This is a genomic window from Cytobacillus sp. S13-E01 (assembly GCF_029193815.1).
Lineage (GTDB): Bacteria > Bacillota > Bacilli > Bacillales > Bacillaceae_L > Bacillus_BV.
In genome coordinates this window covers 21033-36624 of sequence record NZ_JARFVC010000025.1, presented here as the reverse complement: position 1 = coordinate 36624, position 15592 = coordinate 21033, and the positions used below count along the sequence as shown (strand labels likewise).

Annotated in this window: 16 protein-coding genes; 7 read left to right on the top strand and 9 right to left on the bottom strand. The window is 35.8% G+C overall.

Annotated features, from left to right (window positions below):
* Positions 1-499: 499 nt before the first annotated feature.
* Positions 500-736, bottom strand: coding sequence for a hypothetical protein (locus PY093_RS14810; RefSeq protein WP_275646636.1), 237 nt, complete (start codon positions 734-736; stop codon positions 500-502).
* Positions 737-959: 223 nt separating this feature from the next.
* On the opposite strand from PY093_RS14810, the gene PY093_RS14805 reads away from it, so the two are divergent.
* Positions 960-1496 (top strand): CotY/CotZ family spore coat protein, encoded by a 537-nt coding sequence (locus PY093_RS14805; protein ID WP_481769306.1) that lies wholly within the window; start codon positions 960-962, stop codon positions 1494-1496.
* Between the two features lie 51 nt (positions 1497-1547).
* On the opposite strand, the gene PY093_RS14800 is transcribed toward PY093_RS14805, so the two are convergent.
* The 4 genes from PY093_RS14800 to PY093_RS14785 all read right to left on the bottom strand — a co-directional run bounded on the left by PY093_RS14800 (position 1548) and on the right by PY093_RS14785 (position 6649).
* On the bottom strand, positions 1548-2075 hold the full coding sequence (locus PY093_RS14800; protein ID WP_275646635.1) for a CotO family spore coat protein: 528 nt from the start codon (positions 2073-2075) through the stop codon (positions 1548-1550).
* A gap of 393 nt (positions 2076-2468) precedes the next feature.
* Positions 2469-3575 (bottom strand): hypothetical protein, encoded by a 1107-nt coding sequence (locus tag PY093_RS14795; RefSeq protein ID WP_275646634.1) that lies wholly within the window; start codon positions 3573-3575, stop codon positions 2469-2471.
* A gap of 278 nt (positions 3576-3853) precedes the next feature.
* Entirely contained in the window at positions 3854-4624 is a 771-nt protein-coding gene (fabI, locus tag PY093_RS14790) for an enoyl-ACP reductase FabI (protein ID WP_275646633.1), read from the bottom strand.
* Positions 4625-4786: 162 nt separating this feature from the next.
* Positions 4787-6649, bottom strand: a complete 1863-nt coding sequence (locus PY093_RS14785; RefSeq protein WP_275646632.1) for a monovalent cation:proton antiporter family protein — start codon at positions 6647-6649, stop codon at positions 4787-4789.
* A gap of 256 nt (positions 6650-6905) precedes the next feature.
* On the opposite strand from PY093_RS14785, the gene PY093_RS14780 reads away from it, so the two are divergent.
* Both PY093_RS14780 and prpE read left to right on the top strand, forming a co-directional pair.
* Positions 6906-8081: an FtsW/RodA/SpoVE family cell cycle protein gene (locus PY093_RS14780; RefSeq protein ID WP_275646631.1), complete on the top strand. Its 1176-nt coding sequence runs from the start codon at positions 6906-6908 to the stop codon at positions 8079-8081.
* 197 nt (positions 8082-8278) lie between these two features.
* The gene (prpE, locus tag PY093_RS14775) at positions 8279-9022 is read left to right on the top strand and encodes a bis(5'-nucleosyl)-tetraphosphatase PrpE (protein ID WP_275646630.1); all 744 of its coding nucleotides are present in this window, start codon (positions 8279-8281) and stop codon (positions 9020-9022) included.
* Between the two features lie 32 nt (positions 9023-9054).
* Here the strand turns inward: prpE and PY093_RS14770 are convergent, their stop codons facing one another.
* From PY093_RS14770 to PY093_RS14755, 4 genes are all read right to left on the bottom strand, one after another.
* Positions 9055-9948 carry an RluA family pseudouridine synthase gene (locus PY093_RS14770; protein WP_275646629.1) on the bottom strand — a complete coding sequence of 298 codons (894 nt, stop codon included), beginning with the start codon at positions 9946-9948 and terminating at the stop codon, positions 9055-9057.
* A 76-nt stretch (positions 9949-10024) separates the two neighbouring features.
* Positions 10025-10819 (bottom strand): NAD kinase, encoded by a 795-nt coding sequence (locus tag PY093_RS14765; protein WP_275646628.1) that lies wholly within the window; start codon positions 10817-10819, stop codon positions 10025-10027.
* Positions 10820-10972: 153 nt separating this feature from the next.
* A complete protein-coding gene (yjbM, locus tag PY093_RS14760) occupies positions 10973-11605 on the bottom strand; it encodes a GTP diphosphokinase (RefSeq protein WP_275646627.1) in 633 nt (210 codons plus the stop codon).
* A gap of 43 nt (positions 11606-11648) precedes the next feature.
* Complete coding sequence (locus PY093_RS14755) at positions 11649-12029, bottom strand: UPF0738 family protein (protein ID WP_275646626.1); 381 nt, start codon at positions 12027-12029, stop codon at positions 11649-11651.
* 329 nt (positions 12030-12358) lie between these two features.
* Between PY093_RS14755 and PY093_RS14750 the strand changes: the two genes are divergently transcribed.
* The 4 genes from PY093_RS14750 (at position 12359) to PY093_RS14735 (ending at position 15124) form a co-directional block, all read left to right on the top strand.
* Positions 12359-12949: a CYTH domain-containing protein gene (locus PY093_RS14750; RefSeq protein WP_275646625.1), complete on the top strand. Its 591-nt coding sequence runs from the start codon at positions 12359-12361 to the stop codon at positions 12947-12949.
* 3 nt (positions 12950-12952) lie between these two features.
* Positions 12953-13564, top strand: coding sequence for a lytic transglycosylase domain-containing protein (locus PY093_RS14745; RefSeq protein ID WP_275646624.1), 612 nt, complete (start codon positions 12953-12955; stop codon positions 13562-13564).
* A gap of 286 nt (positions 13565-13850) precedes the next feature.
* Positions 13851-14261, top strand: coding sequence for a globin domain-containing protein (locus PY093_RS14740; RefSeq protein ID WP_275646623.1), 411 nt, complete (start codon positions 13851-13853; stop codon positions 14259-14261).
* Positions 14258-15124 (top strand): ClpXP adapter SpxH family protein, encoded by an 867-nt coding sequence (locus PY093_RS14735; protein ID WP_275646622.1) that lies wholly within the window; start codon positions 14258-14260, stop codon positions 15122-15124. Before PY093_RS14740 ends, PY093_RS14735 begins: the two co-directional genes overlap by 4 nt.
* The last annotated feature ends 468 nt before the right edge of the window (positions 15125-15592 follow it).

The following is a 15592-nucleotide window of genomic DNA, read 5'->3' as shown; positions in this document are numbered from 1 at the left end:
AGGTTGTTCTTTACCTTCCGGACGGATTGGCTTATGACCTCAGGTCCGATGGCGCCCTGAGCTAGACACTAAAACTAGGTTCAAATTTTTATACTTTCTTATCTTTTCATAGAAGTCAACAAAATCGTCCTTTTCTCACTCGAAAAAGGAGTTGAAAATGAATAATAATTAGCATCGCTTGTAGCCTCTAATTGTTACCGTGAAAAAAGGGTATCCTTTGCGGGAGTAAGAAAGGAAATCGGAAGTCAATGAACACCCTTTGACTAATACGGACCCAAAGCATATGCATCGAACAACTAAAAGGAAAAAAATAAACATTCACATACAAAGACAAAGACAAAGACAAAGACAACCAGGAAGTAAATAAGGAAGAACAACAAGCTGTCGAAACAATTACAGCTTGTATCTTTTAATTAGCTTGTCAAATTTTCAACATACAAAGCAGAGTCGTTAAATTCTCTGCTTTGTTGTTGTTAATGATCAATTCATACCTATTACCTTAAATCCACGAAAAAGGACGACGACCTTTTGCATCCGATTTTGAATCTACATCAACATCTACGCCGACATCATCACCCGCAACAGCATCCACGTCGACATCAACTTTCAATTCTTCTTGTGTTCTAGGCAACCACGGTTCACTATGACCTCTTTTTTTCGCATCAATAATAATGACTTCATTCGTTTTTACGATCAGCTTATCAACATGGATTTCTTTCTGCTTTCGTTTAGACATCATATTAACCTCCTAATATAGATAATCGCTAATATGTTATGCACACCTGGCTTAAATTGGTATCCGCATATACAAATTTTTGCTTAAGTGATAATGCATTGCTCTTAATTCCTGCCCTATTATTGCCCATTTTTTTAAAAATAGGGCGTTCACTCGTAACAGATTGAGGGGGCATACAATACTCTAATAGTGTAATAGAAATTTAAAAGAAGGAGTGAGTTCATTGGGTTGTGGAAAAAAGAGAAATGACCGAAATGATGATATAAGAGACGATGTAGGGGGTGTCTTCCAAGGAGACTGCGTTTGTGACATTGTCGAATTTATCGATGACCTGCAAGACGTTGTTGAAGATGTTAGTTGTCCTACAAACTGCTTAAATCCTGTACTTGGGGATGTATTTAATCAGCAGCCACGTGCAAACACGCGCCCGTTTATCCTTTTCACTGAAGACGGTAAACCATTTAAAGCATTCTTCAAATCATTAGATACAGAATGTGACCACGATGGAGATAATCATCATAATCATAATCATCATGGTATAAACACTGATTTCGAAGCATGCAAATCGCCATTCTTCCGTGTTGAAAGTGTAAATGATTGCTGTGCTGTATTACGTGTTCTTGAGCCACAAGATGACTACTGTGACATTATGGCATGTCCTCAAGATAATTTAAGAGTAACAAACTCTTGTATTACTGTAGACTTAAGATGCTTCTGTGCTATCCAATGTTTAGATGACATCTATTTAAGAGGCGTTTAATTTCGCATTAAATAAAGGTCGGTAGAATCTTCTACTGACCTTTATTTTTAATTAAAATCCACTCATTTTTATAGATTTAATTTCTGCAACAGGAAGGGTTAGTGGGGTAAGGCTGGATTGCTGATGTAAGGTAACAATTCCCTCTGCATGTTTAACAATAGTACCAAGATACGTTTTAGATTTTGTCTTTACAATACATAGCACCTTAGGTATATAGTGCGGTTTGTTAATGATAAAATGAATTTTCTCTTCTACTGTCATTTCTTTTAATGGTTTACGCTTGATGGAATTTCCATTGGATTCATGTATTTTCTGAATATCTTCAATTGTTGTATTTTCAACCACACTATTTACTGCTTCCTCACGCTTATCACTTTGTTTTCGTTGAGTTTCGCTTTTTGGAACTTCATCTATTGATACAGCCTTAATAGTTTTGAACTTTGACTCAGCATATCGATGTTCTATATTGGGTTTGGCAACAACACTTTTTTGCATGTTTATAGTTACACCTTGTAAATTTGGCTGAGTTATATACATTAAAGGTTTTCTCTGTAATGATTGATTTTGTCTTTCACTCATTTATAAACCTCCTATTTCTTTTAAATTGTTATCCGTTAATCAGTGTATGCCCTTGCAACTAGTTATGTGCCTATAGTAAACAACATCAGTGTTGAAAAAGTTAAAGATTGTATACTTGTTTAAGATATTTTAAAAAGGTAACAGCTATGCGGTTCACCCAAAGCTCTCACCTCCTACTATAAATATGTACTCAGGATGATATATGCCTCAAAAATATTAGAATTTAAGAGACTATATATTTTCAAGTCTTTTGTTAATACATATTATGTAGAAGTGTTTTGAATATTATAGTGAATCAAATGCGTTGCCATGTTTTATTAGAAAGAAATGCTTTCTTACTAATAAAAGCGCAGGGCGCCCGTATTGAGGAACGTCGATAAATACGTCTTTTGATTACCGGTTTTCGGTTTTTTTCGGAGTTTCGGGCATCAGATTGCCCTTTTGGTTACCGTTTTTTATTTTTTTCGCGATTTCGGGCATCAGACTGCCCTTTTGGTTACCGTTTTTTATTTTTTTCTCGATTTCGGGCATCAGATTGCCCTTTTGGTTACCGTTTTCTATTTTTTTCGTGATTTCGGGCATCAGATTGCCCTTTTGGTTACCGTTTTTTATTTTTTTCGAGATTTCGGGCATCAGATTGCTCTTTTGGTTACCGTTTTTTATTTTTTTCTCGATTTCGGGCATCAGATTGCCCTTCTGATTACCGTTTTCTATTTTTTTCGTGATTTCGGGCATCAGATTGCTCTTTTGGTTACCGTTTTTTATTTTTTTCTCGATTTCGGGCATCAGATTGCCCTTCTGGTTACCGTTTTTTATTTTTTTCGTGATTACGGGCATCAGATTGCTCTTTTGGTTACCGTTTTGTATTTTTTTCGCGATTTCGGGCATCAGATTGCCCTTTTGGTTACCGTTTTTTATTTTTTTCGTGATTACGGGCATCAGATTGCTCTTTTGGTTACCGTTTTCTATTTTTTTCGAGATTTCGGGCATCAGATTGCCCTTTTGGTTACCGTTTTTTATTTTTTTCGAGATTTCGGGCATCAGATTGCCCTTTTGGTTACCGTTTTTTATTTTTTTCGAGATTTCGGGCATCAGATTGCCCTTTTGGTTACCGTTTTTTATTTTTTTCGCGATTTCGGGCATCAGATTGCCCTTTTGGTTACCGTTTTTTATTTTTTTCGCGATTTCGGGCATCAGACTGCCCTTTTGGTTACCGTTTTTTACTTTTTCCAAGATTTCGGGCATCAGATCGCCCTTCTGATTACCGTTTTCTATTTTTTTCGAGATTTCGGGCATCAGATTGCCCTTTTGGTTACCGTTTTCTATTTTTTTCGTGATTTCGGGCATCAGATTGCCCTTTTGGTTACCGTTTTTTATTTTTTTCGAGATTTCGGGCATCAGATTGCCCTTCTGATTACCGTTTTCTATTTTTTTCGAGATTTCGGGCATCAGATTGCCCTTTTGATTACCGTTTTTTACTTTTTCCAAGATTTCGGGCATCAGATTGCCCTTTTGATTACCGTTTTTTTTTTCGCGATTTCGGGCATCAGAGTGTTCTTTTGGAGTTATATTTTTTTGATACCCGACTCCATTTAGAAATCACAGATAGCAAAGTATCTTATTCCAGGATTTTTGATCTATTATGCTGTTTTAAAGTCTAAAAGGATCAACATATAAAGTCTGATAGTATAAGAAAAGCTCAGTGCGCCTGGAGCTAGACACCAAAACTAGGTAAATAAAAACAGCCACGATTACAATGTGGCTGTCCTCAGTCTCTGCTATCCTAAAATATGATAACCAGAGTCAACATGTATGTTTTCCCCTGTAATTCCTCTTGATAAATGGCTAAATAAGAATACTGCTGTGTCGCCAACTTCTTCTTGGGTCGTTGCACGACGAAGTGGAGCCTTTTCTTCGATCGTCTTAAGAATTAAGTTAAAATCACTTATTCCTTTAGCAGATAGCGTACGAATTGGGCCTGCAGAAATTGAATTTACCCGAATCCCGTGTTTACCTAAATCACTCGCTAAGTATTTTACACTTGCTTCAAGTGATGCTTTCGCAACACCCATTACATTATAATTTGGCAGGACACGCTCCCCGCCAAGGTATGTTAATGTAACAATGCTTCCACCTTCAGTCATAAGATCCTTAGCTTCTTTTGCAACAGCTGTTAAGGAATAAGAACTAATATTATGTGCTAATAAAAAGCCATCACGCGTTGTATTCATATAATCGCCTTCTAATTCCTCTTTATTAGCGAATGCAATACAATGAGCTAGCCCATGAATTGTTCCTACTTCTTTTTTTATTGTTTCGAAACATATCTTAATATCTTCGTCATTTGTTACATCACAAGGTAGAACAATTGAGTTTGCCTCAAGTGACTCTGCCAAATCGCGAACGCTTTTCTCTAATCGCTCACCTGCATATGTAAAAATGAGTCTTGCTCCTGCATCATGTAATGAACGAGCAATCCCCCATGCGATACTACGCTTATTAGCGACTCCCATTACTACATATGTACGGTCTTTTAAGGACAATGTCATTAGTAAAATCCCCCTATTATTTATTACAAGTTATTAGTACCTAGTCATAATTATATCATAAGTTTCCATTAAAATATATATCATTACCAATTTTGCCTAACTTCTTCGTTTTAAAACACGAACCCGATGATTACGAATAAATCATCGGGTTTTTCATATGGATTAACTACTACTGCTGTAAAATTCCATTTCAATTTTAAGCTCATCTACATATTCACGAGATCCAGTGATAATTAACTTGTCTCCCATTTGAAGTTCAGTATCACCATGTGGAACAATCGAATCTTTCCCTCTAAAAATTCGGACAAATATAACATCACCTGTAAACGGAAAATTACGTAGTAACACACCATTATATTTGTTATTGTTCATATTTACCTGGTAAAGCGATGTTTCTTGGTTAGTTAAAATGTTTATGACACTAGGAGATTCAATTAAGGCACGTAATAAAGTTTTAGTCGATAAAAATACAGAGAATACTTCAACATTGTGTCCTTTTAAGGCCTCATCCAGGTCAGGGGATTCAACACGTGCAATAACACGTTCAACTCCGTTTCCTTTTGCAAACACCGCAATCTCCGCGTTAACAATCTCATCTCCAGTTGTAATGACTAAAACATCTACATCAAATACATTGTTTGCCTTTAATGTTTCGATAGAGTAATCCCCTAGTTCAACTATATTGAATAAAGAGTCTGCAATTTTCTCTTCAATTTTTTCTTGAGTAATATGATACATGGTCGTCTCATATAAATTTGATTTCAACTCACGTGTTACAGGTAGTGTCATTTGATTTGCACCAATGAAACCTACCTTAATCTGTGGTTCTTCAGTTTGATGTCGCGGAAATAGCTTTTTAAACCCAATCGGTGTAACAATACTAGTTATTACTGCGACAAGGATAAGTGCCCCAGACATCCTTGCATCTATAATTCCCATTCTTTCACCAATCGTTGCAGCTGCGATAACCAGAGAAAGCGTGGATGTTAATAGAAACCCCGCTGAAATGGTCGTTTTCCAATCATAATATTTTTTCAAATAAAGGATTGGTAACATTTTTGAAAAGATAAGGGCAATAAATAATAAGGGAATTAAGATCAATATTTTTGGATCCTCAAATAATGACCATATATCAAGCTGAACCCCTACCATAACAAAGAATATTGGGATTAAAAATCCATATCCAAATGAATCAAGTTTATGAACCATATCTGAATTTGGTGATAAAAGTGAAACAAGTACCCCTGCAAGAAACGCCCCTAAAATATTCTCTGCACCTAATGATTCAGATAAAGCTACTAATACGATAATTAAGGTGAAAATCGCACGAGTTCCTATTTGTATTGTTCCTTTAGACATCGTCTCTATAAATGACTGATCTCTAAAGTACTTTCCAAGGAAGTATAACAACACCCCTGCTCCAAACAAAATTAGGAGGAGCCACATATTTCCTTCGCCGTTTCCATAAATTGAAGCGAACACAGCAAGTAAAATCATTGTGACAAGATCAGCAATTACTGCAACGAGTAAAATAATTTGTCCGATATTCTTTTTCATAATTTGTGCATCTTTTAGTGTTGGAACAACAACTCCGAGTGAAATTGTTGAAATGATTAAGGTCATTAAAAACACGTTATCAATAAACCCTGTCCATACGAACATATAAGATAGGAATAACGATAAACCAAAGATTCCTATAAAAATAATCGTCGATATTAAAAACGTATTTGGTGCAAGCTTACCATTGGATAGCTTTTCTTTCTTCTTTCCACCAGCAAATGCCGTAAAATCAATTTCAAGTCCACTTAAAAACATTAAAAATATAAATCCAAGCATTGATAAGGTTTCTAACCATATGTCTTCATGCACGATATCAAAACCACTTTTACCAATTACTAATCCCATAATGATCTCTGCAACTACAACTGGAATTACATTTAATCGTAAACGGTGCAAAAGAATTGGGGTTAAGAATGCAACAATTAGTACGATGACTAATGAGGTTACCGAAGCTCCGTGCTCCATACTTTTTCCTCCTCTTTCATAAAAAGTAATCACTTCATATTAATTTCCGACTATACTCGCAATTAGGATGCTCTTCATTCTCGTCTCACTATACTACCAAAAACGGAGAAAGTTGTCGCCCAATTTGATTTAGACAAATTTACTGGAAATTTCGTAGATTTATTTGCAATCATTGAAAAATCAGCTAAGATTATAAAGGGAGACTATCTAAAAAAATCAAAAGCTTAATACTTTGATATATAGAAGGGATTAAATAATGGAGAAAGAACATGGCCCACAGCATCAATTGGATTATACATTACTTTTTATTTTGTTTTTAATGGCAATCGTAAGTAGTATTGCGATTCAAAGCGCACAACCGTATTTGCCAGCAAATATAAAAGGGATTAATTTTGTTGCCCAACAACTTAAATGGTACGTAGTCGGAATTATCGCGATTATCGGTACAATGATTTTAGATTTTGACAGATTTAAAATGATATCATGGTATTTATATGGATTTGGGTTGATATTATTACTTGGATTAGAGCTCAATTTTCCAAGTAGCCTTGTTGAAACAAGAAAGGGAGCAACTAGTTGGTATTTACTCCCAGGTATTGGTACGTTCCAACCTTCAGAATTAGTGAAAATAATTATGATCATTGTTCTAAGTAAGATAATCGTCGAACACCGTGAAAAATACCCTGTCAGTACTGTAAAGGATGACTTTATACTTTTAGGAAAAATAATGTTAACTGCAGCACCCCCCGTATATTTACTTAAGGAACAACCTGATATGGGTATGACAATGGTGTTTATCGCAATTATTGGCTCGCTTATCTTAGCAGCAGGAATAAAGTGGAGAATTATTTTTGGCTTCCTCTTCGCTGGTATCTTTGCTGTTTCGGTGGTTGTTTATATTTACTTTGCACTTCCTGACTTTTTTAAAGAGTATATAATGAAAGAAGACTATCAATTGAATCGATTTTATGGTTGGCTTGCTCCAGAACAATATTCTAGCGCCCAGGGATTCCAATTACTTCAGTCCTTGCTGGCAATAGGGTCTGGTGAGTTAAGAGGGAAAGGATTCCAAAACTCTGAAGTTTACTTACCTGAAGGTCACACAGATTTCATTTTTGCCGTTATTGCGGAGCAATTTGGATTTATAGGTGCAAGTATCGTGATTTCATTGTTCTTCCTAATGATCTATCGTATGATTCATACTGCACTTGAAAGTCATGATCCATTTGGTAGCTACCTTTGCGCTGGTGTTATCGGAATGATCACTTTTCAGGTGTTTCAAAATATTGGAATGACCATTCAATTATTACCAATCACTGGTCTACCACTTCCATTTATTAGCTATGGTGGAAGCTCACTTGCAACCTACATGATCGCAATAGGAATTGTCTTAAATGTTCGCTCTCGAACCAGGAAGTACATGTTTGACTAAAAGAAAAGCGCACTAACCCTAAAGTAGGGGATGAAAGAAAACCATCACTGTGAGAAGTTTCTTTTATACTTTCTATCCCTTATGCGAAGCTATCCATTATTTTGGGTAGCTTTTAATGTTCACAAATGGATTTGGGAACAATAGATACTATAGAATAAAATTAGTTTAGATCAGATCTCTAAAGGTGGGAAAAAAGTATGAATTTAGATATTATCGGTGATATACACGGCTGCTATGATGAACTGCTTGAACTGCTTGATAGGTTAGGCTATGTTTGGAACGATTCTATACCTGTTCATCCAAACGGACGTAAATTAGCCTTTGTTGGTGACCTACCGGACCGGGGGCCAAAATCATTAGAAGTTATCAATCTTGTTTATGAACTAGTTGTCAAACATCATGATGCCTATTATGTACCAGGTAACCATTGCAATAAATTTTATCGATTTTTAAAAGGGAGTAAAGTTCAAATTACACATGGACTAGAAACGACTGCTGCTGAATATGAAGCATTATCAACGAGGGAACAAAAAAAGGTACGTAATAAGTTCACGACCCTTTATGATAAATCACCTCTTTACCATCAGTTAGATAATGGTGGTGTTGTAATAGCTCATGCTGGTATTCGAGAAGATTATATTGGACGAGATGATAAGAAGGTTAAAACGTTTGTGCTATATGGAGATATTACAGGTGAAAAACATGATGATGGTTCTCCAGTTCGAAAAGACTGGGCCCAACAGTACAATGGAAAGGCATGGATTGTATATGGTCATACACCAGTAAAAGAACCTAGAATTATTAATAATACAATAAACATCGATACTGGTGCTGTATTTGGAAATAACCTAACAGCCTTACGCTATCCTGAAATGGAAACGGTTTCTGTCCCAGCTACATCAATGCCTTTTGTCCCAGAAAAATTTAGATCATTTGAGTAACAAGCGAACAAACTTGATGTTCGCTTGTTTTCTTATGTTTCACCCAATAGCGTTTTTATGTCCTCTGGTAATGAAACAGTAAAGCTTAACTCTTTTTCTAAGATTGGATGAAAAAAACATACCTCACAGCAATGCAGTGCCTGTCTGTTAATTCTTTCTCTTTTGCCACCATATAAAGTATCACCAAGTAATGGGTGCCCTAGATAACTTAAGTGCACTCGTATTTGATGTGTTCGGCCTGTTCCGAGCTGTAACGATACATGGGTTTTATCAGAAAGGTAGTCTAAAACAGTATAATGAGTAATCGCATGTTGTCCATCACTTCTTACTTCTCTTTCAATTATGCTATCCTGCTTACGGCCTATCGGTGCATCTATCGTTCCAACATTATATTCAAGTAATCCGTGAACAACCGCCTCATACCTTCTTTTTATATCCGCACTTTTTTGAAGCTCTGAAAATAAATGATGTACATGACGATGCTTTGCCACGATTAATAATCCAGATGTATCTCGGTCAAGTCGGTTAACGACATGAATAGTTGAAAGTAGCCCAATCTGATTATAATAATGTAAGATTGCATGTGCAAGACTTCCAGCTCTGTGTTCCCTGGACGGTATTGTTGACATAAAAGCAGGTTTATTTACAACAAGTATGTAATCATCCTCATAAACAATTTGTAACGGAATATTCTCCGGCATTAACTCATTACTCGGCTTTTCTGGTGGAAATTGAATGACTAGCACATCATCTACTTGAAGTACATAACGAACCGTCACTGGATATCCGTTAACTAGAATATTTCCCCCCCTAAACTTTATATCTGTTAGCGCAGCTTTTGATACCTTATTATCCTTTAAGAAATCACGAAGGAGCACATTAGATGCTTTCTCGGTGATTCTCCAGGTTAGGGTAAATTGTTTCAACGATAATGGTCCCCTTCTAAACAACGTTCTATTTTTACAGTGTACCAATTCACAGTCCAACAAAAATTAATTTCTCTTAATCAGCAATAAATGAATCTCTAACCCGCTTCCAAAATGGAAAGGGTCTAAAGCGAGCGAAACGAATTTTTTCACTGGCAACACGACACTGTATCGATTTTACATCTTTATGTAGCAACATTAAGTGATCAATTGTAATATGAAAATCTACATCATTGACAGGCTTAAGCAGACATGTGTGATGATTAGGTAGTACTAAAGGAGATCCTACTGTTCTGAACACCCGGTTATTAATTGACGCCATTTCCGCAACTTGGATTACTTCTAAGGATGGATGTAAAATCGCTCCACCAAGGGCTTTATTATATGCCGTACTACCCGATGGTGTGGAAATACATAGTCCATCTCCACGGAAGGTTTCAAATAATTGTCCTTTTATTTCTAAATCCATTACTAAAGAACCATCAACACTCTTAACCGTACATTCATTTAATGCTAAATACCTTGCCTCCCTCCCCCCATCAATATAACGTATAATGACTTCAAGTAAAGGATATTCAACAACCTGGTAAGGTGTTTTAGCAATAGCAATCACAAGCTTTTCAATTTCTTCTGGAACCCAATCTGCATAAAATCCTAAATGCCCAGTATGCACACCAACAAAGGCTGTTTTATTTAAACGACTTTTGTATCGGTGGAAAGCATAAAGTAAAGTCCCATCACCGCCAACGGATATAACAATATCTGGTTGATCCTCATCATATATTAACTCGAAATCTAATAAATACGTTCTCATTTTCTGCATTAATGTATTTGAAGTGGAATCACCTTTTGAGGTAATTGCAAATCTCATCTTTCCACCATCCTCTATATTATTTAAAAATCAAGCTAATACAAGATTTCAATTGGACAAATGATTAACTTGACTGATTTAGTTTAATCAGAGTTTCAACGTCCCAACCAATTCGTTATCTACTTCGCAAATGATTAGCTTGACTAAATTAGTTTAATCAGAGTCTGTTTCTGTTTTTCGGGAGAATTTGACTTGTGCATCTTGTATTTCTCCTCGTATTTGGGACATTTCCTCGTCTAACTGAAATGCTGCTTCTGCTGCTCGTTGTAAGCGATCTTCTATAGCCTGTGGAAAGTGGCCACTATACTTATAGTTCAAAGAATGCTCTATCGTTGCCCAAAAGTTCATAGCTAACGTTCTAATTTGAATTTCAACTAATATTTTTTTTTCACCATTAATGGTTTGGACTGGGTAACTTATAACAATATGATAGGAACGATAACCACTAATTTTCTTATGTGTAATATAGTCCCGCTCCTCGACAAGTTCAAAGTCATTTCTGTTCCGGATGAGTTCAACCACGGTTTTAATATCATCAACAAATTGGCACATCATCCTCAAACCTGCAATATCCTGCATCTCATCGGCTAATCTGTCTAGTGGTATATTCTTTTTGTTTGCTTTATCAAGTATACTAGCTATTGGCTTTACTCTTCCTGTCACAAATTCAATCGGAGTATGGACTCCTTGCATTTCAAATTGCGAACGCATTCCCTTAAGTTTGACTTTTAACTCATCAATTGCTTGCTCATAAGGTGCTAAAAATAGTTCCCAATGCTTCTTCATTTAAATCCACCACCATCTTATAATGCCAATACCTTTACTTACCTCATTTAGACAAAAATATCTCTTCAACCTTTGTTACCATTTCGTCACCATAGTTCGCATTACCTTCAATATTACTAATTAAATAACGCAATTCTTCAACAATTCCTTTAAGCTGAATCATGTTTCCATTTATATTTAGAAATACTGGAAGGTCTTCAGTTAGTGCAGTCTTTAAAGCTGGCCAAATAATAACTTGCAGGCTTACATAAACAAACTCTGTGTCAGTTTCTAAAATATATATGAATGCTACTGAATCAGAATCAACTAGCATTTGTCTACTTGGTTTCAGTGTGGAAATTTCAAAATCAGCGGTTTCAGCTTGTAACTCTACTTTTTCATTTGTTACTTCAATTGTTTGACTAACTTCAATTCTCTTTTGCATATGTGTCTCTCCTTTCATGCTCTTACCTTTGTATGTAATCGTTTTTTTCTAGGGGTTTTCCCGCATCTCCCACTTATAGTTAGTTGAACTTATAACGCTTGGAGCGCGCACATTTTATGCGCTACGCCTTACCTACATTTCCTACGCTTCGTCGGATCTAAAGTGGCAGTTGATTCCCCGCCTAAACTACCGATTGTAAGTTTCACTTTATTTTACCATATTAGTCCTTCCAAAGATAAGATATTGAAATAACCTTACAATCAAGAGATAATAACAAAAGATGAATGAATTTTGCTACCACCTCGTGAATGTGGAAAGGGGGTTTTGTCTTGAATCAAGAAATCGAAATTGAGTTTAAAAATATACTTACTTTAGAAGAGTTCGATAGGCTCGTTGAAGCTTTTTCACTGACATCTGGAGATTTTAAGCTACAAGTTAATCATTATTTTGATACATTAGACTTTTCATTAAAAGCTAGTAGCTCTGCCCTTCGAATTAGAGTAAAAGGTGAAAGGTACACATTGACACTTAAGCAACCCGCTCGTATAGGATTATTAGAAACACATCAACCACTTACTCAACAACAAGCTAACTTGTTGCTAACGAATGGTGTATTTCCAGCTGGAGATATTTCAACTCTAATACATCAACAAGGCATCGACCCTACTAATATTTTTTACTTTGGGTCTTTAACTACAAACAGGGCAGAACTAGTATTTGAAAATGGTCTTCTTGTTTTAGATCATAGCCACTATTTAAATACAGATGATTACGAAATCGAATATGAAGTATCAGACGAAAAAGCGGGACAAGTCATTTTTAACAAACTACTAAAAACATATCATATCCCTATTAGAATCGCAGAAAATAAAATAATGAGATTTTACCTTAGAAAACAAAACTTACTAAATGGAGATTAACTTATGAAAATTGATCAATTTAAAATGTTAATGGAGCTTCAGGCTTTAAAAAACTTTAATTCTAGTTCTAGTGCTGGTACTGAAGGTACAAACGGGGACACTTTATTTAAAGAGCTCTATACTCAAATGCTTACTAGCTCACAAGAAGCTCTATCAAATAACAATTCAAGGCTTAGTACTAACAGTAAACCACTTAATACCTTATCGTCTCTTCAAAATATAGGCCAATTTAGTGTGTCTACTGACATTGAAGTACTGATTGAGAAAGCTGCAGATAAATATAATATTGACCCAAACCTCATTAAATCTGTCATTAAACACGAATCTAACTTTAACCCTAATGTAAAAAGTCAAGCGGGCGCAATTGGTCTTATGCAGTTAATGCCAAGGACAGCACAATCACTAGGGGTTCAAGACATTTACGATCCTGCACAAAATATTGAAGGTGGAACAAAATACCTGCGTAATATGCTTGATAAATATGATGGTGACCTTAGCCTGGCCCTAGCTGCATACAATGCAGGACCAGGCAATGTTGATAAATATGGTGGAATTCCCCCATTTAAAGAAACACAGTCCTATGTCAAAAAAGTAACAAACTCTTATTTTTCCTAGCAAAATAGCCATTGCAATCTTTCATTTGAAAGCTACAATGGCTATTTTTATTTTCATCAGAAAAAATTTCCATTTGTTTTAAGTGCTCATTATTTGAGATAAGTCATTTCCATTGCTACAATAAACGTACATAAAAAAATTTTGTATTAAATAATTGAACATCTTATCCAGATGTAGTTGCAGGTAACAATTACTAAAGCTTCACCTTTAGATGCTATACGACAGTAAGAATTACTATAACCATCAGTGGAATAATACTATATAAACTTTTAAAGGAGTAATCAACATGCCAGATTATAATGATTCACCTTACGAAGCAATTGGGGGAAAAGAAACTCTTTCAAAGCTTGTTGATGCTTTTTATAATCGAGTTGGACAACATCCCGACTTATCACCGCTATTTCCCGAAGATTTAACAGAAACTGCTAGAAAACAAAAACAGTTCTTGACACAATATTTAGGAGGGCCAAGCCTATATACAGAAGAACATGGTCATCCAATGCTTAGAGCAAGACATATACCTTTTGAAATCACTCCCTTGCGCGCAAAAGCTTGGCTATCGTGCATGAATGAAGCAATGGACGAAGTAGGGCTTGAAGGAAACCTTAGAGCTGAGTTTTATCATCGATTATTCCTTACTGCCCAGCATATGATTAATACCCCAGACGAACAGGCCCGGAAAGGAGCATTATCTTGAGTTCCAAATCAAATCCGAACTGGTTCTCGGCTCAAGCTTGTCAAAATTCTAAACCATTAGAAATCTATATGTTTATCGATCCCTTTTGTCCTGATTGCTGGGCACTTGAACCAATTCTCAAGAAATTAATGATTGAATATGGAAGATTCTTTACCATTCGTTATATTGTTAGTGGAAGATTAGCAACATTGAACCTGGGAAAGAAACAAAAGCTCGAAAATATGGCTCAAGTATGGGAGCGTACGGGAAGTAGGTCTGGAATGTCTTGTGATGGTTCTTTATGGTTTGAAAATCCTATTTCGACTCCATATGCAGCCTCAATTGCTATTAAAGCAGCTGAACTACAAGGTAAACGTGCTGGGATACGTTTTTTACGTAAACTACAAGAAGTTTTATTTCTTGAAAAACAAAATATTTGTGAAGAAGACGTATTGATTGAATGTGCTACTACTGTAGGATTAGAGGTAAATGAATTCGTTAATGACTTACAATCTGATAGTGCGGCTAAAGCATTTCAATGTGATTTAAAAATAACATCCGAAATGGAAGTTAATGAAATACCAACACTGGTTTTCTTTAATGAGAATATAGAAGACGAAGGAATTAAAATAACAGGCTGCTATCCTTATGATTTGTACATCCACATTATCCAAGACATGCTTGGTGATGACCCTGAACCTGCAGCCCCACCACCGTTAGAAGAGTTCCTAAACTACTTTAAATTTGTAGCTACAAAAGAAATTTCGGTGGTTTATAATCTACCGGCATCCGAGGTTGAACGAGAAATGAAAAAGCTATTACTCAAACAAAAGGTTGAGCATGTCCCCGTTAAGTATGGGAGCTTTTGGAGAAGTCTTGAATAAGAAAAGCGTAGGGCACCCGGAGCTAGACACCAACACAAAGTCAAAATATTTGTCAAAGAAAAGGTGTAGCATCCAGTTGCTACACCTTTTCATTTAAGGGGATGGGAGAAATTATCACGGTTAAACAATAGGGGTATATGTTTGTGTGAGTAACTTCATGAGAAAACTATATCAAGTTTTCAAGGAAAGTTCAATCAGTTTGTACATTATTTCACAATGTTGTAACACTCTATTTAGTTCCCATCAAATATGGCTTCTTTTTTCATAATTTCAAACAAACTTTAATAGTATCATAGTAGACAAAATCCTAAGTCTATTTTGATTATTGCTATGAGGAGTGAAAAAAAATTTGAAAGTAACCGTTATAATTGGACTAGTCTTGGTTCTTTTAACATTTTTACTAAATATTTTTGGCCTAATGAATCTTATTCCCCTCTACATTACTGCTCCCCTTCTTTTTTGTTCACT